Annotated in this window: 24 protein-coding genes and 1 riboswitch; of the genes, 4 read left to right on the top strand and 20 right to left on the bottom strand. The window is 44.9% G+C overall.

Annotated features, from left to right (window positions below; genetic code table 11):
• Positions 1-9 precede the first annotated feature (9 nt).
• The 9 genes from fmt to ECA01S_RS08785 all read right to left on the bottom strand — a co-directional run bounded on the left by fmt (position 10) and on the right by ECA01S_RS08785 (position 8,142).
• A complete protein-coding gene (fmt, locus tag ECA01S_RS08825; protein ID WP_067394165.1) occupies positions 10-948 on the bottom strand; it encodes a methionyl-tRNA formyltransferase in 939 nt (312 codons plus the stop codon).
• On the bottom strand, positions 941-1,435 hold the full coding sequence (gene def, locus ECA01S_RS08820) for a peptide deformylase (protein WP_067394163.1): 495 nt from the start codon (positions 1,433-1,435) through the stop codon (positions 941-943). Before def ends, fmt begins: the two co-directional genes overlap by 8 nt.
• Positions 1,436-1,447: 12 nt before the next feature.
• On the bottom strand, positions 1,448-3,826 hold the full coding sequence (gene priA / locus ECA01S_RS08815; protein ID WP_067394160.1) for a primosomal protein N': 2,379 nt from the start codon (positions 3,824-3,826) through the stop codon (positions 1,448-1,450).
• Between the two features lie 162 nt (positions 3,827-3,988).
• Positions 3,989-4,291 carry a DNA-directed RNA polymerase subunit omega gene (rpoZ, locus tag ECA01S_RS08810; protein WP_067394157.1) on the bottom strand — a complete coding sequence of 101 codons (303 nt, stop codon included), beginning with the start codon at positions 4,289-4,291 and terminating at the stop codon, positions 3,989-3,991.
• A 6-nt stretch (positions 4,292-4,297) separates the two neighbouring features.
• On the bottom strand, positions 4,298-4,912 hold the full coding sequence (gene gmk / locus ECA01S_RS08805) for a guanylate kinase (RefSeq protein WP_067394155.1): 615 nt from the start codon (positions 4,910-4,912) through the stop codon (positions 4,298-4,300).
• Between the two features lie 181 nt (positions 4,913-5,093).
• A complete protein-coding gene (locus ECA01S_RS08800; RefSeq protein ID WP_067394153.1) occupies positions 5,094-5,381 on the bottom strand; it encodes a hypothetical protein in 288 nt (95 codons plus the stop codon).
• Between the two features lie 55 nt (positions 5,382-5,436).
• Positions 5,437-6,318 (bottom strand): YicC/YloC family endoribonuclease, encoded by an 882-nt coding sequence (locus tag ECA01S_RS08795; protein WP_067394151.1) that lies wholly within the window; start codon positions 6,316-6,318, stop codon positions 5,437-5,439.
• A gap of 10 nt (positions 6,319-6,328) precedes the next feature.
• Entirely contained in the window at positions 6,329-6,544 is a 216-nt protein-coding gene (locus tag ECA01S_RS08790) for a YdbC family protein (protein ID WP_067394148.1), read from the bottom strand.
• A 2-nt stretch (positions 6,545-6,546) separates the two neighbouring features.
• Complete coding sequence (locus ECA01S_RS08785; protein ID WP_067394145.1) at positions 6,547-8,142, bottom strand: patatin-like phospholipase family protein; 1,596 nt, start codon at positions 8,140-8,142, stop codon at positions 6,547-6,549.
• A 127-nt stretch (positions 8,143-8,269) separates the two neighbouring features.
• On the opposite strand from ECA01S_RS08785, the gene ECA01S_RS08780 reads away from it, so the two are divergent.
• Both ECA01S_RS08780 and ECA01S_RS08775 read left to right on the top strand, forming a co-directional pair.
• Positions 8,270-8,515 carry a hypothetical protein gene (locus ECA01S_RS08780; RefSeq protein ID WP_067394143.1) on the top strand — a complete coding sequence of 82 codons (246 nt, stop codon included), beginning with the start codon at positions 8,270-8,272 and terminating at the stop codon, positions 8,513-8,515.
• A 204-nt stretch (positions 8,516-8,719) separates the two neighbouring features.
• Positions 8,720-9,061: a hypothetical protein gene (locus ECA01S_RS08775; protein ID WP_067394141.1), complete on the top strand. Its 342-nt coding sequence runs from the start codon at positions 8,720-8,722 to the stop codon at positions 9,059-9,061.
• A 116-nt stretch (positions 9,062-9,177) separates the two neighbouring features.
• Here ECA01S_RS08775 and thiT read toward each other — a convergent pair whose 3' ends face one another.
• From thiT to ECA01S_RS08760, 3 genes are all read right to left on the bottom strand, one after another.
• Entirely contained in the window at positions 9,178-9,777 is a 600-nt protein-coding gene (gene thiT, locus ECA01S_RS08770; protein WP_067394134.1) for an energy-coupled thiamine transporter ThiT, read from the bottom strand.
• A gap of 58 nt (positions 9,778-9,835) precedes the next feature.
• Positions 9,836-9,935: riboswitch (TPP riboswitch) on the bottom strand.
• A 72-nt stretch (positions 9,936-10,007) separates the two neighbouring features.
• Positions 10,008-11,363, bottom strand: coding sequence for a TPM domain-containing protein (locus ECA01S_RS14720; protein WP_067394132.1), 1,356 nt, complete (start codon positions 11,361-11,363; stop codon positions 10,008-10,010).
• Between the two features lie 103 nt (positions 11,364-11,466).
• Positions 11,467-12,255, bottom strand: a complete 789-nt coding sequence (locus ECA01S_RS08760) for a hypothetical protein (protein ID WP_067394130.1) — start codon at positions 12,253-12,255, stop codon at positions 11,467-11,469.
• 231 nt (positions 12,256-12,486) lie between these two features.
• Between ECA01S_RS08760 and ECA01S_RS08755 the strand changes: the two genes are divergently transcribed.
• Positions 12,487-13,200 carry a class A sortase gene (locus ECA01S_RS08755; protein ID WP_067394128.1) on the top strand — a complete coding sequence of 238 codons (714 nt, stop codon included), beginning with the start codon at positions 12,487-12,489 and terminating at the stop codon, positions 13,198-13,200.
• Between the two features lie 95 nt (positions 13,201-13,295).
• Here ECA01S_RS08755 and ECA01S_RS08750 read toward each other — a convergent pair whose 3' ends face one another.
• On the bottom strand, positions 13,296-13,751 hold the full coding sequence (locus tag ECA01S_RS08750) for a low molecular weight protein-tyrosine-phosphatase (RefSeq protein WP_067394127.1): 456 nt from the start codon (positions 13,749-13,751) through the stop codon (positions 13,296-13,298).
• A 101-nt stretch (positions 13,752-13,852) separates the two neighbouring features.
• Here ECA01S_RS08750 and ECA01S_RS08745 point away from each other — a divergent pair, with 101 nt between their 5' ends.
• Positions 13,853-14,815, top strand: coding sequence for a 2-hydroxyacid dehydrogenase family protein (locus ECA01S_RS08745; protein WP_067394124.1), 963 nt, complete (start codon positions 13,853-13,855; stop codon positions 14,813-14,815).
• 114 nt (positions 14,816-14,929) lie between these two features.
• Here ECA01S_RS08745 and ECA01S_RS08740 read toward each other — a convergent pair whose 3' ends face one another.
• From ECA01S_RS08740 to mutS, 7 genes are all read right to left on the bottom strand, one after another.
• Positions 14,930-15,499: a TetR/AcrR family transcriptional regulator gene (locus ECA01S_RS08740; protein WP_067394121.1), complete on the bottom strand. Its 570-nt coding sequence runs from the start codon at positions 15,497-15,499 to the stop codon at positions 14,930-14,932.
• Entirely contained in the window at positions 15,496-16,500 is a 1,005-nt protein-coding gene (ruvB, locus tag ECA01S_RS08735) for a Holliday junction branch migration DNA helicase RuvB (protein WP_067394119.1), read from the bottom strand. Before ruvB ends, ECA01S_RS08740 begins: the two co-directional genes overlap by 4 nt.
• A 10-nt stretch (positions 16,501-16,510) precedes the next feature.
• Entirely contained in the window at positions 16,511-17,083 is a 573-nt protein-coding gene (gene ruvA / locus ECA01S_RS08730) for a Holliday junction branch migration protein RuvA (protein WP_067394116.1), read from the bottom strand.
• A gap of 106 nt (positions 17,084-17,189) precedes the next feature.
• On the bottom strand, positions 17,190-17,639 hold the full coding sequence (gene msrB, locus ECA01S_RS08725) for a peptide-methionine (R)-S-oxide reductase MsrB (RefSeq protein ID WP_067394110.1): 450 nt from the start codon (positions 17,637-17,639) through the stop codon (positions 17,190-17,192).
• Between the two features lie 79 nt (positions 17,640-17,718).
• Positions 17,719-18,282 (bottom strand): Maf family protein, encoded by a 564-nt coding sequence (locus ECA01S_RS08720; RefSeq protein ID WP_067394109.1) that lies wholly within the window; start codon positions 18,280-18,282, stop codon positions 17,719-17,721.
• Positions 18,283-18,294: 12 nt separating this feature from the next.
• Positions 18,295-20,280, bottom strand: a complete 1,986-nt coding sequence (gene mutL, locus ECA01S_RS08715; protein WP_067394107.1) for a DNA mismatch repair endonuclease MutL — start codon at positions 20,278-20,280, stop codon at positions 18,295-18,297.
• A 12-nt stretch (positions 20,281-20,292) separates the two neighbouring features.
• Positions 20,293-22,848 carry a DNA mismatch repair protein MutS gene (mutS, locus tag ECA01S_RS08710; protein WP_067394105.1) on the bottom strand — a complete coding sequence of 852 codons (2,556 nt, stop codon included), beginning with the start codon at positions 22,846-22,848 and terminating at the stop codon, positions 20,293-20,295.

Raw genomic sequence — 22,848 nt, 5'->3', positions numbered from 1 at the left:
ATATTTTCATTATTCCACCCGCTGTCCTTCAGCTACTTTTTGCCCGACACCATTCAAGAATTCTTGGATGGCCAACTGACCTTTACCCGCCGGCTGTAATTTTTCTACGGCTAAGACAGTCCCTTCACCACAGGCAATCCAGCATTCTTTTTTAGTGCGCCGGATAATGGTTCCTGGAGCTGCGTTGGTGGTTTCAGTTAGCGGTTTGACCGCCCATAATTTCCAGCGTGTATCTTGATATGTGGTGAAAGCAATTGGCCAAGGACGCATGCCCCGAACTTGGCAATCAATTGCGGACGCTGTTTTATGCCAGTCGATGGCTTCCTGTTCGCGACTAATATTAGGTGAGAAGCTAACCTCTGCCTCATTTTGCGGCGTCGGCTTCAAGCTGCCGTCTAAAATATCCGGCAAGGTATCCAGCAACAGCTCACGGCCTAGAATACTTAGTTTATCGAACATCGTACCGACATCATCTTGGGGTGTAATGGGAATAGCTTGTTGGCTGTAAATACCGCCAGCGTCCATCTTTTTGATCATTTCCATAATGGTCACGCCAGTCTCTTTTTCCCCCTCCATAATGGCATAATGGACGGGGGCACCGCCACGGTATTTAGGCAGCATAGACGCGTGCACGTTGACCGCACCAAAGCGCGGTACTTGCAATAAACGTTCCGGTAAAAATTGACCAAAAGCCGCTGTGACGATCACATCAGGCGCTAAGGCAATAATAGTCTCCAATTCCGGAGAACCACTGATTTTTTCCGGTTGCAAGACCGGAATCTGGTGGGCCAAAGCTGCTACTTTGACTGGTGGTGGCGTGACTACTTTTTTACGTCCCACTGGGCGGTCTGGTTGAGTTACCACGGCAATCACTTCATAGTCTTCTAACAAGCCCTCTAAAATAGGGACTGAAAAGGCTGGTGTTCCCATAAATACGATTTTAGTCATCTAAATGCGCCTCCATATATGCTTCTAATTCATCAGGGGGAATGCGTTCGATCATTTGATCGATAAATAATTTTCCTTGTAAATGGTCCAGCTCATGCTGAAAGGCTCGCGCTAAGTAACCATAGGCCGTTACTTCAATTTCTTCCCCTTCACGGTCAAAATAACGAACTGTCACTTCATCGGCACGCTTAACGGTACCATACGTCTCGGGAATGCTTAGGCAGCCTTCCACATCGATATCTTCGCCCTTAGCCTCAATAATCTCTGGATTGATCAGTTCGAACAAGCCCGTTTCCTCATCGATTTCAATGACGGCAATCTGCAGGTTTTTGCCAATCTGCGGCGCAGCTAACCCAATTCCGTCATGGGCTACCATTGTCTCATACATATCATCTAATAGCGTCACGATGTCATCAGTGATCATCGTGACAGGTTTTGCCGGTCTGTTTAAGAGCGGGCTTGGATGGATTACAATTGGGTGTATCATAAATTTCCTTTCTTAAATAAAATACATTGGTTCGCTATCGATGGAGATCAAAAGACCTTTGGCAGCTTCCCCTTGAGTGTCATACAATATTTTTTCTAATGCCTTTTGTAAGGCTGGCTCTTGCTTATATTTAATAATCAATTGGTAATAGTAACGATTGTTGACCCGCATCACTGCTTTCGGCGTAGGTCCCAGCACAATACTTTGTTCGGATAGAGATTGCTTCAGCTCGTGAGCAATTTGATAAATCTTCCCAGCAGCCACCTCTTCACTACTATGACTAGCGGTGATTTGAGCAGTGAAATAGTAAGGCGGATAATCGCCGCGATGGCGCGTCTTCATCTCTTCTCGGAAAAAGGTCTCATAGTCATGCCGTTGTGTTAGCTGGATTGCATAATGCTCAGGATTGAAGGATTGAATCACTACCTCACCTGGCTTTTCCGCCCGCCCTGCTCGACCACTAACTTGGGTCAGCAGTTGGAAGGTGCGTTCACTGGAGCGGAAATCCGGCAAATTCAACGCCGTATCCGCGTTCAGTACTCCTACTAGCGTGACGTTAGGGAAATCCAACCCTTTAGCAATCATTTGCGTTCCTAATAAAATATCGGCCTCTTGGTTGCCAAAAGCCGTCAAGAGTTTTTCATGAGCGCCTTTTTTGCGGGTTGTATCAACATCCATGCGCAAAACTCGTGCTTGAGGAAAAAGTTGATGCAACTCTTCTTCCACCTTTTGTGTCCCTGTTCCAAAATAGCGAATCTTATCGCTACCGCAATTCGGGCAATGGTGGGGAATCCGTTCCTCATGCCCGCAATAGTGACATTTCATGGTTTTCGTATCCATATGTAGCGTCAATGAAATATCGCAATTCGGACAGTCTAAAACAAAACCGCAATCTCGACAGAGGATAAAAGAGGAGTAGCCGCGGCGATTCAGCATCAACACCGTTTGCTCGCCTTTCGTCAGCCGATCTTGGATTTTTTCCATCAAAGTATTGGAGAAATCAATACTCATCCGTTTGCTGGGTTCTCGCCGCATATCAACGATTTCGACTTGCGGCAGGAGCGCTTGGCTATTGGCCCGTTGACTCAACCGTAATAGTTGATAGACGCCTTTTTGAGCCCGCGCCCGTGTTTCTAAAGATGGTGTCGCACTACCTAAAACAACGGGACAGTGATGATACTCACCCCGCCACAGGGCGATATCCCGAGCGTGGTAGCGGGGCGTTTCTTCTTGTTTATAACTAGATTCATGTTCTTCATCAATAATAATGACCCCAATATTCATTAATGGGGCAAAAATGGCTGAACGAGCCCCCACGACTACCCGCGCTTCACCGCGTTCAATCTTACGCCACTCATCATACTTTTCACCTTGTGACAAAGCACTGTGCAGGACCGCCACCTCATCGCCAAAACGGCTTTTGAAACGATTGACCATTTGCGGTGTCAAAGCAATTTCCGGCACCAGCATAATCGCGGTTTTATCCTCTTTCAACTTTTGGGCAATCACTTGTAAGTAGACTTCTGTTTTGCCACTACCGGTAATTCCCTCAAGTAGAAAAGTCTGTTGGCTCTTGGTAATCGCCTCATAAGCCGCCTGTTGTTCGCTATTCAGCGCTAGCGGAATTGAAGGCTTAAAGTCATGCTCTTTATAAGGATCCCGGTATAATTCCCGTTCTTCTAACGCTAGCCAGCCTTTTTTGACGCCTACTTTCAAGGTTGCTAAGGTGACAGTCGGTAACGCGCTTTGAGGAAAAGCGTTAGTTGCCTTGGCTAATACCTCCAACAGTTCTTGTTGCTGTACGGCATTTTTTCTGATTTTTTGTTTTTCTAAGGTATATTCAGCCGCGGTTAAAAGCGGGGCAATATAGCGTTGGGTCTGAACTTTATTACGGGTCTTAACCTCATAATGCAGCGCAATTTTTTCAGCCTTACGCCAAGCTAACATTTGTGGTAGCCAGCCGGCCTCTTCGGCGGTTTCCCATAATAGGCGCTCATCATTGAAGTAAGCTTCACGTTCTGCTGGCGACAAGTCCACCGGCACAAAATATTTAACTGTGGCTGACTTCATCACGCTAGGCAGCATCGTCTGTAAACAGGTAATTTTAAAGGCAAAAGTGCGTCTGCGCATATACTCTGCCAGCTCCAGCAATTCCTGATTCAAGACCGGTGCCGCATCGAGAACCGTCTCAATCATTTTCAGTTCGGTGGTGGGCTCGCCTTCACGACAGGCCATTACAAAGCCTTGGATCAGTCGGTCACTACGGCCAAAGGGGACTGCCACCCGCATACCCGGCTCTAAATAAGCCGCAATCGCCGGCGGTACTGCGTAGGTGAAGGGCTGGTCAGTTTGTCTGGTGGGTACATCTACAATGACCTCTGCTAGTCGCATGCTGTCGCTTCCTTTCAAATTCTCTTGGTTTATTGTACTAAAGAATACGGGGGTTGTCTTGTTTAGCAGCAGAAATTAGCAAAAACGCAATTTCTCCATAAAAAAGGGAAAGAGTGCAAGATCAGCTGATCTCGCCCCTTCCCCTCTAATTCATTCGTACGCTTACAGTTTTTCTTCGCGAATCCGGTTTTCTAACTCACGCTGTTCTTGATCACGCAGTTGTTTCCGTGCCTGTTCTTCTTCCTTAATGCGCTCACGCTTCAATTCTGGATGAGGATCACTGATTACATTTCCAGCATCGATTTCTTCCAAAGCTTGCCCAACACTTTTCACTGATTCGAAGTTTTCAACAGTTGCCTGTGCCCCTGCATCTAATTCATGAGCTCGTTTACTAGCCAAGATCACCAATGAATACTTAGAATTAACACGATCTAACAAAGAGTCAATAGAAGGTTTTAACATCATTTTCCCTTACATCTCCTTCAACATTTTGATATAGTTTCCAATCACGCGATCAACACGAAAGTGTTCACTAGCGATAATTTCCTTAATTCGTTCTACTGCCAAAGGTACTTCGTCATTGACGACAGCATAGTCGTAAAGAGCCATCATTTCGATTTCTTCTTTGGCTACGCGCATCCGTTCCTCAATAACTTCGGCCGCATCGGTACCGCGCCCAACGATCCGGGATTTCAATTCCGTCAGATCTGGCGGTGTTAAAAAGATAAAGACTCCATCTGGAACTTTGTCTTTGACTTGTTTCGCTCCTTGGACTTCGATCTCTAAAAAGACATCCTTGCCTTCGTCTAATGTCTGATTGACATAGGATAGCGGTGTGCCATAGTAATTACCAACATATTCCGCATACTCCAACATTTCTCCTGCCGCAATCATTGCTTCAAATTCTTCCCGTGTTCGGAAATAATAATCCACACCGTCGACTTCTCCTGCCCGCATCTTCCGCGTGGTCATGGAGATGGAGTATTGGAACTCATTGTCCTCACTTTCAAAAATGGCCTTGCGTACCGTCCCTTTGCCTACGCCTGAAGGGCCAGATAATACGATCAATAATCCACGATCCGTCATGATGCCGTCCTTTCCGATGGTTCTTTTAGTCTAGTGTATATTTTGCACTTTTTTTGAAAATATTTCAAGTTTTTCTTTCACTTTACCAATAAGCCAGCGAAAAAGTGATTGGGACAGAAGCGTTTATTGGGAAAAAGTCTGGGACATAACCTTTTGAGTTACGTCCCAGACCCTACAGCCACTATAAGCCCATATTGGACAATGTGTTGATGACGCCCGCCAATTCATCATGGCGTTTAACCTGCTCTTCCACCGGTCCATCTACTTCTTGTGTATCAATGCGCACAAGCTGGTTACGGAATAAAGTGACAAAGGTATCGTCATTGACTTGCACCGTCAAAGCCTCTGGCGTGATACTCTCACAAGCATCCTCCCAAGCACTAAAGGGATCCTTTTCTGAATAGATTTGATGTTTGATCACGGATTTATCCGCTACCATATGGAATGTGATATCGTAAAATTTTGCCATTTTTCTTCACCTCACCTTTATTATACACGGTCTTGCCCTTTTTACCTTGGCAGAACTATTCGATGTTTTGGACCTGTTCTCGAATTTTTTCTAAAAGCGTCTTCAATGTTACCACGTGATCTTTAATCGCGATGGCGGTGGATTTCGAACCAGTCGTATTGACTTCTCGATTCATTTCTTGAATCAGAAAATCTAACTCGCGACCAATAGCCCCTTCTTCTTGTAGTAATTTCTGCAACTTTTGTACGTGAATTGCCAAGCGGTCCAATTCCTCATGGATATCACCACGTTCAATCAGTAAGGTCACTTCAGTCAATAAGCGTGCTTGATCCACTTGTTCACCTAATAATTCCGTTACTTTTTGAGTCAAACGTTCACGATGCTGTTCTTCAATCACTGTGTTTAATTGATTCAAATCCGCCAGCTGACGTAAAATCTCTTGGCTGTATTGACTCAAGATTACTTGGATGCCATCGCCTTCTTGTTGGCGGGCAGCTTGTAAGTTACCTAGCGCTTCTTGGATGGCCGCGGCCAGTAATTCTGGCAGTTCTGGGTCCGCCGCCTGCTCCTCCACTACTTCAATAAAATCAGGCCGCAAGACTAAGCCATTCAATAGTTGGGTCAAATCAAGATTTTTCCCCGGCAATTGACTAAAACGGGTGTCAAAGGCCGCCACGAGCTGATCTACCAACTGCCAATTTACTTGAACTTCTTTGCCGCCTTCTGCGCGCCGCGTCAAAGACACATAAACCTCAATTCGTCCTCTTTGTAAAGTATCTTTAATTTGTTTGCGGACATCGGCTTCATACGGATTGCATTCTTTTGGCATCCGCAACTGCATATCTAAAAAGCGATGATTGACGGATTTGATTTCCACATCTACTTGCAATGTTTCATTAGCCGTCATCGCTTTACCAAAACCTGTCATACTTTTCATGGTCTCACCCTCACATATTTTGTAGTAATGTCTTTAATTTTTCAAACTCTTCGTTGGATAGTGTGACTCCTTTACCCATTTTTTCATGATTAGGGGCCCAATCTCTTAAATCAAATTTTGGTGGCCGCCCATTCCAACTGACTAAATTGAATTCCTTGCGCCAACCTTTGGGATTTTCCGATAATACTGCGATTTCTTCCACAATCTCATATGAAAATTCTGCCATCTTTATTCCTCCAATAATTCTATGGTCATTAAAGCTAAAAAAGTCGGTAATGGTAGCAGCGGCCAGAGATACCGCAGTCGGCGTTTACGCTCATCTAAAGGAACTTGTAGGAAACGGCGAATTCGCAAATACTGCTGATAATCTGAGACTAAAAACTGCTGATGGTACTGTTGAAACCACTCCGATAAGGATAATAGCCCGATATCTAATGGTGCTACCTGTTCTATTTTAGCACGAATCGCCGTTTGCAAGTCTGCTATTGTATAACATTTCGTTGGAGGTACTTGATGAAGCTGAGCCAACAGTTCCCAGCCACAGCGTAAGATTGTTTCAGGTAAGATTGCTTCCCCAAACAACCGCTGTAATTTGCGGGCTGCCGCTTGCCATTCCCGCTGAAATTCTGCGTAACGCTTATACAAGCGAAACCAGGCTGTGGTGGTTGGTACCTGCTTTTCCAAGGTATAAAAATGACCCTCATAGCGGCCAAAATGGCGCAAAGTTTCCCAATAGCCTAATGCTTGATTAAACGCCGAACGCTGTGGATCAAACAACAAAATATTTCCTAAACTCCAGGAGGAGCGCAATACATGTGTACAAGGCGCGGGCTGCTCTACTCGTTTCGTCAAGCCCGGACCTTTGACATCTACAACAATCAACTCTGTAGCACCTTGTGCTAGCGCCACATCTACCGGAACGTTATTACGGTAGCCGCCGTCCACATAGGGAACACCGTCAATCACCGTTGGTTTCATAGCTGGAAAGAAAGACGAGGACGCTAAGAGCCAAGCCAGTTTTTGTTCAACAGGCTCACGGTTAATGTCCACCACTTTTTCCTGTAGACCATTCAGTGTCACAGTTACGATAAATAATTCCTGAGTGGCGGAGGCTAACCGTTCGGGGCGAAAGGCTTGCTGCATCACTTCCTGTAACGGCTCTGTGGATAGCCCTTGCTCTGTTAAAGCACGGGCCGCAAAATGACGCAACTGATCTAATAGTTGCCGCATCGTACCAGGGCGATCTGCGCCTTCTGGGAATATTAGCACATGCTCGGTGTCGATTCTTTCCCATAAGGTCGCGGCTTCCTGAAAATCATTTTGCAGCATCAAGGCGCCATTCAGTGCACCCACAGAGGTGCCGGTGATGATACTCACCTCGATTCCCAGCTCCGTTAGAGCCTGCCACACACCAATTTGATAAGCTCCTTTTGCACCACCGCCCCCCAACACCAAGGCAGTTCGGTAGGTCAGCTTTTTAGTATAATCAATAAAGCCGGCATCCCTTAAATAAGGTTGTAAGCGCTGGTTTGCGCTAAAGCTTAACTCGGCCCTACGCAACCAGCGCCAAGCCGCCTCTAGTAGTTGCCAGTTATTTCCTTGATACGATTCCAAGACGAGCCAGTTATCGATTTCGCCATGACTTTCACTGACGACCATCACCAACTGCTGCTTTTCATATATGCCTAACTGCTGCTCTCCTAGCCAGAATTGCTGACGCGCTTTTAGCTGACTGGAAAAGAATGGCAGTGGCTGCCGCATCTCCTGCAGTTGCACTGACAGTCGTTTTCGCTGTGAAGGTTGGAAGTTTTTTACTTCAATCATCGACTCGCCTCCTCTTTATTTAGTATAACAAATCTAACGCATTTTGCTTTCCATGAGCCTTTTACGGTACTTTTTTCAAGAATAGGATTACAATAATAGAGTAGAAAACTTTTAGGAGGAATGCTCTATGACTTTTTCAATGAAAGATGAAGAATTTTTTGAACGTTACATCGCACAAGCAGTAAAACCTGGTGAAGGCGATAGCGCTAAAGCTGTCGTTGCAAAATTGTTTACCGCAGTAAATACGGAAGACATGAGCAAAAAGGATGCCGCTGATGAATTTATTCCTGAAATCCTCAGCTATGTTCGTGAAGACGCGGTTAACGATACTAAGATCGAACTAGAAAAATTACTGGGTACCTTTGAACAATAAGCACCCGCAAACGTCACCATGATTTATCAACTGAAGCCGAGACAGCCTTAAGAATCCCTAATATGATTAAGAGGCTGTCTCGTTTTTTCACGTTGGCGTCCTCACAGTTCCCTCATCTTTTTTTATAAAGCGAACATATTTTCTTGAAAAATGACGGATAATTCAGTAAAATAGCGTTAACATCACCTATTGGGAGGTAAGGAAATGGACGAAAAGAAAACACCTTTTTTGAAACAGGTCTCCAGGATGCTGTCCTCATCACAACATTTTTTTACTTCTTTTTTCGATGATGAGAAGGAAGACCGAGCCCGTATCCGTCATATCCGTCGCGAATTAACCGCTGCTGCCCATAGTCAGGCTTTAGTGGTGATCCAATTTAAAGAGCAAGATAAACTACAGACGCTTTCTGGTTGGTTAGTAACTAAAAAACAGATTCGTGATACAGTCTTATTGCAACGCCAAGATGCCGATACTTTACAAGTTATTCCGCTTGCCGCAATTCGCAAGTTAAGCATGCTGACGCCGCGGAAAAATGTCAGTCACTAATACATAAAGAAACCTATTTTCTAAACAAAAACACAGCTCGTCACCTTCAACCGTGACAAGCTGTGTTTTTTTGGTAGATCCTGGCAGGCGCTTTATTCGTCTCCAGGCCCGCGTTTTTAGCGTTTTGCAGTTAAATAGTTTGTTGCTTTTGGAATAAACAGTTGAGGTGCCACCTTTACGAGGATACCTAACACGACTCCGACATACACAGTATTGGCAATTGCGGAACCACCATTGAAAATCAATGAGTACCAATAAGGACTCATGCCTTCAGGAGCATACATACCCCATACGAAAACGCCAGCCCAATAATGCCAAAACCAGCGTGCCACCACTGCGACTAGCCCACCTAATATCACATAGCTTAAAGCTTGATTGTTTTGCTGTTTTTGTAAAGCCCGTTGGATTTTTGTCGCAAATACGCCCCCTAAACCGCCAAAGGCAAAGGCAAAGGGATATTCAAAAATGATTTGTGGAACGCTGACGAAATTCTTCATAGCAGAACCGATGACGATGCTTAATAAGCCCCAGACAAAACCAGATGTCATACCAGCTACCGCCCCACGACGATAAGAATATAGCACCAAAGGTACCAAGCCTAATGACAAGTCAAAGGCTGAATTAGCCGTTTGAATGGGGATAAAGGATAACGCCATTGCCAGTGCTGCGACCACCGTTCCTTCGATCCAAACCCGTAGATCCATTTTTTTTGACATAAAAAAACTCCTCCTTGTGCGTAGAACAAACCATACAGCAAAGGAGGAGTAAATAGTATATTTACCCCATCACAATTCCTACGCTCGCATTACCGAACAGGTTCGAAGGGTCCGAGTGTTTACTCAATCTCAGCCAGATGGCACCCCTTTGTGATGGTGTTCTATTCGATTTTTTTGCGTTTCCGCAAGTGTATCATAGTATATAGAACAAGCGTTGTCAACTGACGGGATTACCAGCTGCCGGAAAAACCGCCGCCGCCAGAAGAACCGCCGCCAAAGGAATCGCCACCAGATCCCGAACTAGAACTAGATTGATAATTCGACCAATCTAGCGAACTGGAAACATACGAAATCATTTGTAACGTTGCCAAATCACGAATGGCTTCATCCATATATTCAGCTTCAATCTCTGCTGCCTTTGAAAGCGCAAATTTATAGGCCTTATCCAGTCGCGTATCATTGAACAGGGTCGTGTTTGCCAGCAGATTGGGTTCAGATAAGTCGGCCTCCTTCACCAAATCATAGCGCATTAAAGAGGCGAGTAATTGTTGCTCCTTACCTGATTTATTTTTAGCTGCCACAAAGGTTGTCGTCCGCTCCAAGACTGCTGTCATATTTGCGGCTGCCATGGCCTTATCTGTCTCTATCTGCAGGGCGATCGCCTTAATATACTGATCGATTTGCACATCGGTTGGAAACCTATCTAAACTACGCCAGAACGGATCAAAGTATTTTTCCGTGACAAACTCAGCACGCTCCGGTTGACTTTTCGCGGCTACTAGTACAGCAGAAGCCGTATACGTTTTAAAACGAAAGCCCTCAAGCTCCGTCTGAATTTCCTCTGTAGTCAAATTTTCTGGCAGTGCTTGGTAAAAATGATAAGCGAGTTCCAAAAATGAAACTTGGTATGCATGTCCATTCGCCACATGCCACACCGATTCATCCGGCATATCATATGTTTCCTGCAACACTTTTTTGATTTTTCTCTTGCGCAGTGCCCACCAGCCGGCACCACCAGCGCCCAACACGCCGACACCAGCAAGACCGCTAAGGATCCAAGGGAGTGGCCCCCGCCAAGGATTCGTGTATTGATCGACTACTTCCGCCGGTACCTTTTGCGCTACCACGTCAGCAATTCGATTGGAGATCAGCAGGACTGCCTGATCATAGTCTTCAGCCTTTAACTCAGCTACAACATCATCAGAGATAATGTAATCTTTCATCCCATCTGGTACAATATCCTCTAAGCCATAGCCTACTTCTAAACGGTATTCTCGGTCTTGAGGAACTAAAATAAATAAGAGCCCATTATCTTGACCTTTTTGGCCGATTCCTAATTCTTCAAAGCGCCGTACCGCATACTCTTCGATGGATTCATCTTTCAAGCGGGGTGTCGTAATCACCGCGTACTGCGGTGTGTTAGCCAATTTCTTAAATTCTTGATTAATCGTGTTGATTCGTTCTTTGGTTGCCTCCGACAAAACCTTGGCGCCATCTTCGACATAAATATTAGCAGCTTGCGCAGCGATACCACCAATAAATAGAACCGCTAAAGCCAAGCATAAAGTAATCCAGATTTTTTTCAATTCCTCACTCCCCTTCTCCCATAGTGTACCCCTCTTTTCTAAAAAAATAAAACCGCAGGGTATGAAGTTACATCCATAAAAAAGATGACCCCTTAAAAAGAGATCATCCATTAATTTTAGCTTGACCTAGAGAAAAACCAAAATCTTCTTCTCGCTCAATCAACCAAGTTTTTTTACCTGTATGGTAGACTAAAGTTGCAATCACCGGCTCATTTAAATAGCGTTGGCTTTTGGTTTTCCAAATACTATCTTCTACTACGTGAATTGGGATCCGGTATTGCTTATCTTGTAATTCTGTTTGAGAGAAGCAGAAAACGACGCCTTCTTGCAGGATGGTTTTCAGCTCTTTCAATACTTCGATATCTAATTTTTCCACCGCAACACCTCTTCTAAAAAAGGTTTTGCGGTCATTTAATTTTTCAAGTAGGACGTGGGTGATCTTATCACCCAAAATACGATAAAACTCATCTAAGTAGCGGTAATAGATGCGTGTCATATCATCCATGAATTCAAAAAAGACGAAATTATTCTGTAATTTGTAGAAAAAAGGTGAATGGAGATGGGTCTTCATATGGCCAAAATACAATAATTCAGAAATCTCCAATGGCGTCAGTTGTTTTAACATCGCCAAATCGGTAAAGTCCATCCACTTGATTTCCTCACTGCTGCGACGGCGTCTGATTAGATTAAAATAACGACTGACCGCTTCTTCACCCCGAATGATTCGTAACCCAGTGTGGACTTCGTATTCGCCCTCTTCTGCGGCAGGATCCAGCAGCAACAGATTTTGTGGGTGATGGACGATGGAATGATCAAAATCAACATTGGTAATGCCTTTTGACAGCACAGCATTGCTGGTAGTGTCAATATGTACATAAATATATTCCAACATACGTCCTCCCCCCTTTTGACTCACTATCTACATTTTACAATATCCCTGAAAAAAAAGCTTGTTTCTTTTCTTTTAAAATTCCATTACAGAATCGCTATCGTAAGCGCTTTATTCGTTATTTTTTTGTAATCTTCGGATTTTGAGTATCTTTCAAATAAAGAACCTTAAATAAACAAACAGGTCCCCTTTTCTAAAAAATTATGGTACACTTAGTGAAAAAGGAGGTTGTGTATGAAAAAGAAGCGAAAAAGAAATTGGCTCATCAATATCGTCTTGATCTTACTCTTGGTTGTAGGCCTGGCTTTAGTTTTTAACAATCAAATCAAAAATTGGTTGATTCAACGGAATGGTGACGCTTATTCTGCACAAACCCTCACGTCGGATGTAGTCGATAAAAACCTAGCTCGTGACACGACTTTTGACTTTGATGCCGTAGAATCAGCTAGTCTGGAAGCCGTTCTAAATGCTCAAATGAACAATAAGGATCTGCCAGTAATTGGCGCGATTGCACTACCGGATGTTTCCATCAATCTACCAATCTTTAAGGGCCTTTCAAATATTGTCCTTTTGATTGGAGCTGGGACTATGAAGGCTGATCAGGTGATGGGTGAAGGCAACTATGCACTAGCCAGCCACCGAACAATTGACCCGGAATTACTATTTAGCCCTTTGGAAAATACCCAATTAGGCGATACCATTTACTTAACAGACATGAAGAGCGTCTTTACCTATGAAGTAACCTTTAAGAAACGAGTGGCGCCCACAGATGTGCAACTGATTGACGATGTACCAGATAAAAAGCTCGTGACCTTGGTAACCTGTGGGGATATGGATGCCGCGACCCGAATCATCGTTCAAGGAGAATTGCGCAAGAAAACCCCAATTAAGGATGCTGACGATAAGATGCTGAAGGCTTTCCAATTAGAGACAAAAACACTAGGCTAGCTCCGCAGCAGCCTTCATTGCAATAGCAATAGTAAACGGCTAACATTCCCTCTTAGGAGTAAGAATGTTAGCCGTTTTTTGACCAGAACTGTTTTCTACGTTAGCTCAGTTTGAATTTTTTTCAACCAATAGTCGGTTCCCAGTGAAACCAAACGATAGGTTTCCTCGAAATCACCTGTATAATACGGGTCTGGGACGCCCTCAGGTGCATCAGGGACAATCGCGAGAAATTCATAGATTTTCGCTGCTGTGTCAGTTGGCGCAATTGACAGTAAATCTTCGACATTACTACGATCCATTCCAATAATGTAATCCGCTGTTTCAAAGTCTTCCCGACTAATTTGACGGGCCTTGGTAGGCGCCAAAGGTACGTGATATTTCGCTAAAATCTTTTGTGTACCAGTATGGGGTGGATTGCCAACCTCCCAGCGACTAGTAGCCGCCGAAGCCACCGTGACAGGTAAATTTACCCCTTGAATTTTTTGTCGCATTACTGCTTCGGCCATCGGAGAACGACAAATATTGCCTAAACATACAAAAATCACTTTCATGAAATCCCTCCTTGATTCTAGTATACTTGACGTCCATCTGGATTCAAAGTTTTCGACTTATTGACGCTAGCGCCTTACAATAGAGGAGAGGAGGGAACTTTATGGCACAAATCTATTTATCAGCAAAGATTCCTGAAAAAGGAATCCAACTACTAAAGCAAAGCCGGTTGCCGTTTGACTTGTACGATGGGGCAGGGGTCGTTGACAAAGACACCTTGCGGCAAGCTGCCAGTCAAGCCGAAGTTTTGATTACATCACTTTCCACGATTGTCGATGCTTCAATCATCGATCATGCGCCTAATTTGAAGCTGATTGCCAATTTTGGGGCTGGCTTCAATAATATTGCGGTGGATTACGCCAAAGAAAAAGGCATTATGGTCACAAATACCCCTTTTGTTTCAACTGATGCTACCGCAGAACTCACGGCTGGTTTGATCATCGCTCTTAGCCGGCGAATTGTAGAAGGTGATCATTTAATGCGGACAACCGGCTTTTCCGGCTGGGCACCGCTCTTCTTTTTAGGACACGAGCTAAAAGGCAAAACCCTAGGCATCATTGGGATGGGCCAAATTGGTCAAGGTGTGGCACAACGTTTGCGTGCCTTTGGTATGAAAATCGTTTATAGTCAACGACATCGTTTAGCTAGTGATGTGGAACAAGCACTGAAGGCTGAGTATCTGCCCATCGAAAAAGTGTTAGCACAAGCTGACGTAGTAAGTATCCATACGCCCTTGACTAGCGGTACTTACCATTTAATCGATGAAGTTGCCTTTAGTCATATGAAACCCTCTGCTTTTCTAATCAATGCTTCTAGAGGGCCTATTGTTTCTGAAGAAGTCTTGATCAAAGCCTTACAACAGCAAAAGATTGCCGGCGCGGCTTTAGACGTCTATGAATTTGAGCCAAAGGTCAGCGATACGTTGAAAGACATGTCACAAGTTATTTTGACTCCGCATATCGGCAACGCCACCGTTGAAGCCCGGGACGCAATGGCTGTGATTGTCGCAGAAAATGCGCTAGCTGTCTTAAAAGGACAAAAACCACAGTATATTGTAAATGCCTAATATAAAACGATAACAGCTTGTTTTCAATAATAGACGTCAGTCTAGTGAGACAAAAAAAGTGCGTAACCGTCAATATTTGAGGTTACGCACTTTTTAACTGTTTAAGCCAGCAAGTTATTCTTCTTGCTCCGTATAAAGACGATAAGCAAAAAATTCGATATCTTTGGCTAACCGGAACAATTGTGTGGCAATAATCAACGGTGGTTCTTGATAGCCTTTCACAATCCAATTCAATAAAACACCACTGCAGCCATAGGAAAAGAAACGTGCATAAAACTCTTTGTCTTCTGCCAACAACTGCTTTTCGATATCCATCTGCTCAAATAAGCGAATAAATAGCCCTTGAATCATTTCGGAAAAGGTCGTTGCTAGAACTTGCTGATCGGCTTTGACGGAGCTGGTGTAAAAAGCTTCTTCCGCCGTAATAGCCTTCAGCATTTTCAGAGCCTGCTCTTCCCAGTTGTCGATAGTCGTTACCTCGTCTGCTAGAAAATGCAACGCTTGATTTTCATAGGTCCATTGGAGCAATGCTTGCTTGTCTGGAAAATGATAATAAAAGGTCTGCCGATTTAATTGCGCGTGCTTTGTCAGCTCCTGGACACTGATTTTTTCATAAGGTTTTTCCCGGCATAACGCCATTAAGGCCTCAGCTAAGGCTTTTTTAGTCAATTGGGCCTCGCTCATACAGCACCTCCCGTTGGATAACCGAAGTGCTCATACGCCCTAGGGGTCGCGATACGTCCCCGGGGGGTGCGTTTAATAAAGCCTTTTTGAATCAAGTAAGGCTCATACATATCCTCAACCGTTTCTCGTTCTTCTCCGATGTTCACGGAAAGCGTACTTAAGCCTACCGGTCCGCCGCCATATAATTCAATCATGGTTTTTAGCAATTTCTGGTCCACATAATCTAAGCCTTCGTGATCCACCTGTAACAGACGCAAGGCGTGGTCTGCCACTTGCCGATTGATCACGCCATCTGCTTCCACTTGGGCAAAATCGCGCACTCTTTTTAATAAACGATTGGCAATCCGCGGAGTGCCCCGAGAACGGCGAGCAATTTCAAAAGCTCCTTCTGTCACGATATCTGTTTGAAAAATATCGGCAGAACGTAAGACAATTTCCTGTAGATCCGCATCTTCATAATATTCCATATGCGCCACGATGCCAAAACGGTCTCTGAGCGGTGCTGATAGCATGCCAGCACGAGTGGTGGCCCCGACTAAAGTAAAAGGCGGTAACGGAAAATGGACTGGATGGGCCGTTGTTCCTTGCCCTACCATGATGTCTACGTAAAAATCCTCCATTGCCGAATACAACATTTCCTCTGCGATCCGCGGTAGCCGGTGAATTTCATCAATAAATAAAACATCCCCCGGCTCCAGCTCATTCAAAATCGCGACTAAGTCACCGGGACGTTCAATTGCTGGTCCACTAGTCGTGCGAATATTAACGCCCATTTCGTTGGCAATCACCATCGCCATCGTCGTTTTCCCTAAACCAGGCGGCCCGTAAAGTAGCACATGATCCAGTGATTCCTGACGGTTTTTAGCAGCTGTGATATAAATCGCTAATTCTTCTTTAACTTTGCGTTGGCCAATATATTGTTGCAAGGTCCGTGGCCGCAAAGATTGTTCAATGGCGCTATCTTGCTGATCCTCTGCTGCTGAGAGTAAACGTTCTTCCATAGCGACCTCCTTATTTCTTCATGAGTAATTTGAGCCCAAGTCGTAGATAATCATCCGTTGCCTGGGCTGGCTCTTGTGCCAATTGTTTTTCGATACGTTTGACCTCTCGTTCGCTATAACCCAATGCTGTTAGTGCCGCCAACGCTTCATCTAAAGCTTGATCGGCAGCTGGCGCTTGCGGTACTGCTTCAGTGGAAAGCTTGCCTTGTAAATCTAAAATCATTTGTTGCGCCGTCTTTTTGCCCACACCTGGAAAGCGGGTTAGATAGGTCACATCACTAGCCTCAATAGCATGAACCAAGCCACTGTGATCACTGGAAGCCATAATTGCTAAGCCACTTTTAGGTCCGATGCCCGAAACACTGATGAGCTGCAGAAAAAGTTGTTTTTCCTCTAAATCACGGAAACCATAAAGCGTATGGGCATCCTCCCGCACGACTTGATGGACATAAATCGTAGCTATTTGTCCTTCTTGATAGGCATAGGGGTTGCCACAAGCTAATTGATAGCCAATTCCGCCTACTTCTAATACTACATACGCGGGCGTGATACTGGTCACAAGCCCCTTCATATATTCAAACATTGCGTCACCCTTCTAATAGTACATACGTTCCCTTGATTGTACCACAATTTTTACCTCCCAGTACAAACAAAAACAGAGTGCCCGTAGACACTCTGTTTTGACTCTCTTACATAGAAGACCGGTCATTATCGAATAGACGCATATATTCCCCGTAGCCTTCTCTTACCAATTCCGTTTGTGGAATGAAACGTAGCGCTGCTGAATTGATACAGTAGCGCAAGCCGCCTTCTTCCTGAGGTCCATCAGAAAAAACATGGCCTAAGTGAGAATCCGCCTTTTTACTACGAATCTCAACACGATGCATGTTATGGGTAAAGTCAGCTTTTTCCTGTACGACTTGCCGGGCGATCGGTTTCGTAAATGATGGCCAGCCACAACCGGCATCATATTTATCTAAAGAGGAAAAAAGCGGCTCCCCACTGACGATATCGACATAAATGCCGGGTTCGTCAAATTTGTCATACATACCGGTAAAAGGTCGCTCTGTCGCATTCTCTTGGGTGACCGCGTACTCCATCGGTGACAAACGGCGTTTCAACTCTTCTTGTTTCGTCATTGGGATCACTTCCTTTTTCTTTTATTATAAAAAGAATTAGAGAAATCTCCAAAAAACATGCTTGTTTCTTTCTTCACAGCTAGCCAATTTGTTCAAAATCGCGCAGCAGCCGGTAGGTCGCCGCCAAAGGGAAGCCCACAATAGTATAAAAATCACCTTTGATTGCTTTTACCAGTAAAGCTCCTTCACCTTGAATTCCGTAAGCCCCGGCTTTATCGGTGTACTCGCCAGTATCTAGATAAGCCGCAATCTCAGCATCTGTCAATGGATAAAAAGTAACTTCCGCCTGACTGGTCAAGGCTGCCGTTTTGCCTGCTTGCTTGACCACAACGCTGGTGAACACTTGATGTGTCGTTCCGCTAAGTGATTTCAGCATTTTGAAAGCCTCCATGCGATTAGCCGGCTTCCCTAGAATCTGTTGATCTTGAACCACGATGGTATCACAGCCGATTACACGGGCAAAAGGATGCGTTTTAGCAATCACCTCGGCCTTGCCTTCCGCCATAGCATAGACATATTCTTTGGGTTGATAGTCTGGTTGGATGGTCTCGTCGATACTAGCCGGCATAATGGTAAATTCTGGGACGATGCGCCGCAATAGTTCCTGTCTGCGGGGCGATTGCGATGCTAAAATGGTCTCCATGGAGCGCCTCCTTTAATGTGGATCTTGGATCCGTTTAAACATTTTTTCCATATCTTGATTGCTAAAATGGACTAACACTGGTCGACCATGGGGACAATTAAAAGGATTGTCACACTTGGAAAGTTCAGCTAATAACGCCCGCGCTTGCAGGGCATCTAAATGATGATTGGCTTTGATGGACCGTTTACAGCTCATCATAATAGCCGTTGCTTCACGGAATTTTTTCACGCTGATCGTTCCTGTCAAAAGTAAAGTATCAATCATTTCCCGAATGACCGCTTCCTCTTCTCCTTTAGGATACCAAGTAGGGTGCATACGTACGACAAAACTATTTTGACCAAAGTCTTCCAAATGGATGCCCACTTCTGTCAGCAAGTCGCGTTGTTCCCGAATTTTTACTGCCTCACTAGCCGGATAATCAAAAATCAGTGGTATCAGCAGTTCCTGTAAATCATCGCTGACTTTGCCAATTTGTTCCCGGTAAAATTCATATTTAATGCGTTCTTGGGCCGCATGCTGATCGATTACATAGAGTCCTGTTTTACTTTGTGCAAATAAGTAGGTCCCGTGCATTTGACCGAAATACTCCAACTCTGGAAAATGGCGTTTTTCTTCATGCTCCAAAACCTCGGTGGCTTTTTCCAAAGCTCGCTCACAAGCCGGATCATTTAAATCAAATTCAGGATGCTCAGCCAGCTCTTCCCAAACTGCTGATTCATCAGTCGTGGCTTGCTGATCACTGGCTAGTGACTCAGCAGGCTGTAGAAACTCGCTAGAAAAATCAGGTGATACTAACGGCGTTGGCTCATCATGAAACACTGGCGGTTCAGAAAACGATTTGGGCGGCTCGCTAGCTGCTGATTTAGTCTCTGACTCTGCCACAAAGAACCCTCGATTTGGCGTATAGTGTAACCCAGAAGAGGTTTCTAGTGGCAGCTCTTCTTGCTGAACTTTCGTTGGCGGCACTTTTTTCTTAAAGCCCAAATTGTCCAGCGCACTAGGAATCAATTCTTCCGAACGCAAGGCTTCGCTGATGGCTGTTTCAATCAAGCTCATCAATTCCTTTTCCTTGCTGAGCCGCACTTCTTGCTTGGTTGGATGAACATTGACATCCACCAACAGCGGATCCATTTTGATTTCAATCACCGCAATCGGAAAACGGCCCACCATCAATTTGGAGCCATAACCGTTGACAATCGCCTTATTCAAGGCAAAATTTTTGATATAACGGCCATTGACGATGGTGGATAGATAGTTCCGTCCAGCACGAGTGACCTCTGGCAATGAAATATAACCACTGACTTGGAAATCAAGATCTTCGGCAGCCAGCGGCAGCATTTTTTTAGCCGTAGGTAAGCCATAAATCCCCGCAATAGCCTGCTTAAGATCCCCACTGCCGGTTGTGGCTACCATTTGATGGCCTTCATGGACTAGTCTAAAGGCAATATCCGGATGACTTAAAGCCAAACGATTAACGATATCCCCAACATTGGCCAGCTCCGTCTGAATAGTTTTGACATATTTCAGTCGAGCGGGCGTGTTGAAAAACAGATTGGCTACGGTGATCTTTGTCCCCTTACGCAAGGCACCCGGTACTCGTTCCAACACTTCGCCTCCACGCAACACCAGCCTAGCTCCACTCGCCTCACTTTCAGCCGCCGTTTCCAGCGTCACTTCTGAAACAGAAGCGATACTAGGTAATGCCTCACCACGAAAGCCTAAGGTCCGGATGCGAAATAGGTCATCTCGCGTGTGAATTTTACTAGTTGCGTGGCGCTTAAAGGCATTCTCCACATCTTCCGTTAAAATACCCTCGCCATTATCCGTCACTTGTATCTTGCGCAGTCCCGCTTCTTCTAACAGAATATCGATTTGCGTACTGCCGGCGTCGATGGCATTTTCCACCAATTCCTTCACAACAGAAGCCGGTCGTTCCACAACTTCACCGGCGGCAATCTGATTGGCTAAACGTTCTGATAGTTCTTGGATCTTTGCCATACTTTCACCTTCTTATATCCGTTTTTGTAGTTCGTATAAAGTATTCAGCGCCTCCATTGGCGTCATTTCCAGTAAATTCAATTTCTTCAACTGATCCAGCGCGCCCAGTTCACTAGTGGAAACTTCTTCAAAAAGCGACAATTGTTGATTGTCCTCCTCAGGTGTTTCAGCAACCAGTGCTTGTGGAGTTGCTTCTAATTTCGCCAGAATCGTAGCCGCGCGAGCTAATAAGGGCGCGGGCAACCCGGCGATTTTAGCCACATGGATTCCATAGCTCTTATCAGCCGGTCCTTCCATGATTTTATGGAGAAAGACCACCTCGCCATCTTTTTCCACAGCCCCCACATGAATATTGCGAAGTCCCGACAGCGTCTCATCCAAAACCGTCAGTTCATGATAGTGTGTGGAAAATAGCGTTTTGGCTTTCACTTCTTTATGGATGTACTCAATGATGGCTTGTGCCAATGCCATCCCGTCATAAGTGGCTGTACCCCGTCCTAACTCGTCAAATAAAATCAAACTGCGGGGGGTGGCGTGGCGCAAGGCTTGATTGGCCTCCATCATTTCTACCATAAAGGTACTTTGACCAGCAATCAGGTCATCAGAAGCCCCAATACGCGTAAAGATTTGATCAAAAATCGGCATCTCAGCAGAGACTGCCGGCACGAAACATCCAATCTGCGCCATAATAACGGTTAAGGCCAACTGACGCATATAGGTACTTTTACCAGACATATTCGGTCCGGTAATCAGCAAAATCTCAGTATCAGCAGCCATCTTGATGCTATTAGGAACATATTCCTGATGTCCCAGAACTTTTTCCACCACAGGATGCCGACCATCTATAATGGCTAGCACCTTGCCATTACTATGCAGTTTAGGCTGAACATATTGATAACGTTCACTGACTACCGCAAAACTTTGCAAGACATCGACAGCACTGATGGCTTTCGCTAACCGCTGTAAGGCTTCCGTATGCTGTTTAATTTCTTCTCGTACCTCAACAAAAAGCTGATATTCTAAGTCCACCGATTTTTCTTCTGCCTCTAAAATCAACCGTTCCGTTTCCTTCAGCTCGGGCGTTACAAAGCGTTCCGCATTGGCCAAGGTTTGTTTCCGTTCATAACGGCCTTCCGGTAAATTAGCCAAGTTGGATTTGGTAATTTCTAAATAGTAACCAAAAACCCGGTTAAAGCCGATTTTAATGTTTTTAATTCCTGTTTCTTGACGTTCTTTCGCTTCTAATTCTGCTAGCCATTGCTTCCCATTACGCATGGCTTCGCGGTACTGATCTAATTGTGGATGATAGCCGTCTTTAATGATATTGCCTTCCGTAACTGAAAGTGGCGCATCTACCGTAATCGCACGGTCAATCAATTCCGTGACTGCTGGCAGTGGCTCTAAAGCTAGCAAAAGTTCTTGCCATTCTCCTTGATCAATTCCCGCCAGCAATTGTTTAATAGCCGGCACTTGCGCCAGCGAACTTTGCAGCTGCAATAGGTCGCGACCATTGACGGAGCCAAAAGCTACTCGACCGACTAGCCGCTCTAAATCGTAGACTTTCGTCAACATCTCTTGCAGATCAGCCCGCTCAAAATAGGCGGCTAATAAACTAGCTACCATCTTTTGCCGTTTCAAAATCTGCTTTTCTTGAATCAAGGGACGATCCAGCCACTGCTTCAGCAAACGGCCACCCATCGCGGTCTTTGTTTCGTCTAATAGCCACAAAAGCGTTCCTTGTTTTTTACCTGTTCGGATCGCCTGGGTTAGTTCCAAATTGAATTTAGAAAAGTGATCCAGCTTCAAGAAATGGTCCACTTGATAGCTTTCCGCCTGTTGAATATGGCCTAAGCTACGTTTTTGGGTCACTGAAAGATAGCTCAGCAACTGCACCACAGCTTGTTTTTCTATGTCGCTCGTCACCTGTTGTGTTAAAAAGGCAAATTCAGCATTTTCCAAAAGATCTGTTTGTTGAGACAACAAAATACCTAGACGTTCCGTCAATTCTTCCGCCAATTCCGCAGGCAGCTCTCCATTTGTCACCAGCTCTTTTGTTTTTAAAGCTGCGGCTTCGTTCACAACAGCGTCTTGATCAGTTAAAACCGTTGTTTTCAGCTCACCCGTGGTTAAATCAGCATAGGCAAAACCAAAGTGATCCTTTGCGCAAACCAAGGCCGTCAAATAATTATTATCTTTAGCAGCCAAGCCTTTGGCATCCATCACCGTTCCCGGTGTCACCAATTGGACGACTTCGCGTTTCACCATGCCTTTAGTAGTTCTAGGATCCTCCACCTGTTCGCAGATGGCCACTTTGTAACCTTGTTCGACTAAGGTATCAATATAGCCCTGCGCCGCATGATAAGGTATCCCGCACATCGGAATCGGGTCATCAGCATTGCGATTGCGGCTTGTTAGGGTCAATTCTAATAATTGCGACGCCTTGATGGCATCATCGTAAAACATTTCATAAAAATCTCCTAAGCGGTAAAACAAAAAAGCATCAGGATATTGCGCTTTGATGGCCAAATATTGTTCCATCATAGGTGTTTGTTTCGTTTTTTGAGGCAT

Origin of the sequence: Enterococcus canis NBRC 100695 (assembly GCF_001544375.1) — a bacterium.
In the GTDB taxonomy this organism is placed as follows: domain Bacteria; phylum Bacillota; class Bacilli; order Lactobacillales; family Enterococcaceae; genus Enterococcus_H; species Enterococcus_H canis.
Note: the sequence above shows the minus strand (reverse complement) of the source record. Positions and strands in the feature narration are given on the sequence as shown.

Excerpts from the sequence above, each read along its gene's own strand:
- fmt (WP_067394165.1), bottom strand. The coding sequence starts at position 948 with ATGACTAAAATCGTATTTATGGGAACACCAGCCTTTTCAGTCCCTATT.
- def (WP_067394163.1), bottom strand. The coding sequence starts at position 1,435 with ATGATACACCCAATTGTAATCCATCCAAGCCCGCTCTTAAACAGACCG.
- priA (WP_067394160.1), bottom strand. The coding sequence starts at position 3,826 with ATGCGACTAGCAGAGGTCATTGTAGATGTACCCACCAGACAAACTGAC.
- rpoZ (WP_067394157.1), bottom strand. The coding sequence starts at position 4,291 with ATGATGTTAAAACCTTCTATTGACTCTTTGTTAGATCGTGTTAATTCT.
- gmk (WP_067394155.1), bottom strand. The coding sequence starts at position 4,912 with ATGACGGATCGTGGATTATTGATCGTATTATCTGGCCCTTCAGGCGTA.
- ECA01S_RS08800 (WP_067394153.1), bottom strand. The coding sequence starts at position 5,381 with ATGGCAAAATTTTACGATATCACATTCCATATGGTAGCGGATAAATCC.
- ECA01S_RS08795 (WP_067394151.1), bottom strand. The coding sequence starts at position 6,318 with ATGAAAAGTATGACAGGTTTTGGTAAAGCGATGACGGCTAATGAAACA.
- ECA01S_RS08790 (WP_067394148.1), bottom strand. The coding sequence starts at position 6,544 with ATGGCAGAATTTTCATATGAGATTGTGGAAGAAATCGCAGTATTATCG.
- ECA01S_RS08785 (WP_067394145.1), bottom strand. The coding sequence starts at position 8,142 with ATGATTGAAGTAAAAAACTTCCAACCTTCACAGCGAAAACGACTGTCA.
- ECA01S_RS08780 (WP_067394143.1), top strand. The coding sequence starts at position 8,270 with ATGACTTTTTCAATGAAAGATGAAGAATTTTTTGAACGTTACATCGCA.
- ECA01S_RS08775 (WP_067394141.1), top strand. The coding sequence starts at position 8,720 with ATGGACGAAAAGAAAACACCTTTTTTGAAACAGGTCTCCAGGATGCTG.
- thiT (WP_067394134.1), bottom strand. The coding sequence starts at position 9,777 with ATGTCAAAAAAAATGGATCTACGGGTTTGGATCGAAGGAACGGTGGTC.
- ECA01S_RS08760 (WP_067394130.1), bottom strand. The coding sequence starts at position 12,255 with ATGTTGGAATATATTTATGTACATATTGACACTACCAGCAATGCTGTG.
- ECA01S_RS08755 (WP_067394128.1), top strand. The coding sequence starts at position 12,487 with ATGAAAAAGAAGCGAAAAAGAAATTGGCTCATCAATATCGTCTTGATC.
- ECA01S_RS08750 (WP_067394127.1), bottom strand. The coding sequence starts at position 13,751 with ATGAAAGTGATTTTTGTATGTTTAGGCAATATTTGTCGTTCTCCGATG.
- ECA01S_RS08745 (WP_067394124.1), top strand. The coding sequence starts at position 13,853 with ATGGCACAAATCTATTTATCAGCAAAGATTCCTGAAAAAGGAATCCAA.
- ECA01S_RS08740 (WP_067394121.1), bottom strand. The coding sequence starts at position 15,499 with ATGAGCGAGGCCCAATTGACTAAAAAAGCCTTAGCTGAGGCCTTAATG.
- ruvB (WP_067394119.1), bottom strand. The coding sequence starts at position 16,500 with ATGGAAGAACGTTTACTCTCAGCAGCAGAGGATCAGCAAGATAGCGCC.
- ruvA (WP_067394116.1), bottom strand. The coding sequence starts at position 17,083 with ATGTTTGAATATATGAAGGGGCTTGTGACCAGTATCACGCCCGCGTAT.
- msrB (WP_067394110.1), bottom strand. The coding sequence starts at position 17,639 with ATGACGAAACAAGAAGAGTTGAAACGCCGTTTGTCACCGATGGAGTAC.
- ECA01S_RS08720 (WP_067394109.1), bottom strand. The coding sequence starts at position 18,282 with ATGGAGACCATTTTAGCATCGCAATCGCCCCGCAGACAGGAACTATTG.
- mutL (WP_067394107.1), bottom strand. The coding sequence starts at position 20,280 with ATGGCAAAGATCCAAGAACTATCAGAACGTTTAGCCAATCAGATTGCC.
- mutS (WP_067394105.1), bottom strand. The coding sequence starts at position 22,848 with ATGCCTCAAAAAACGAAACAAACACCTATGATGGAACAATATTTGGCC.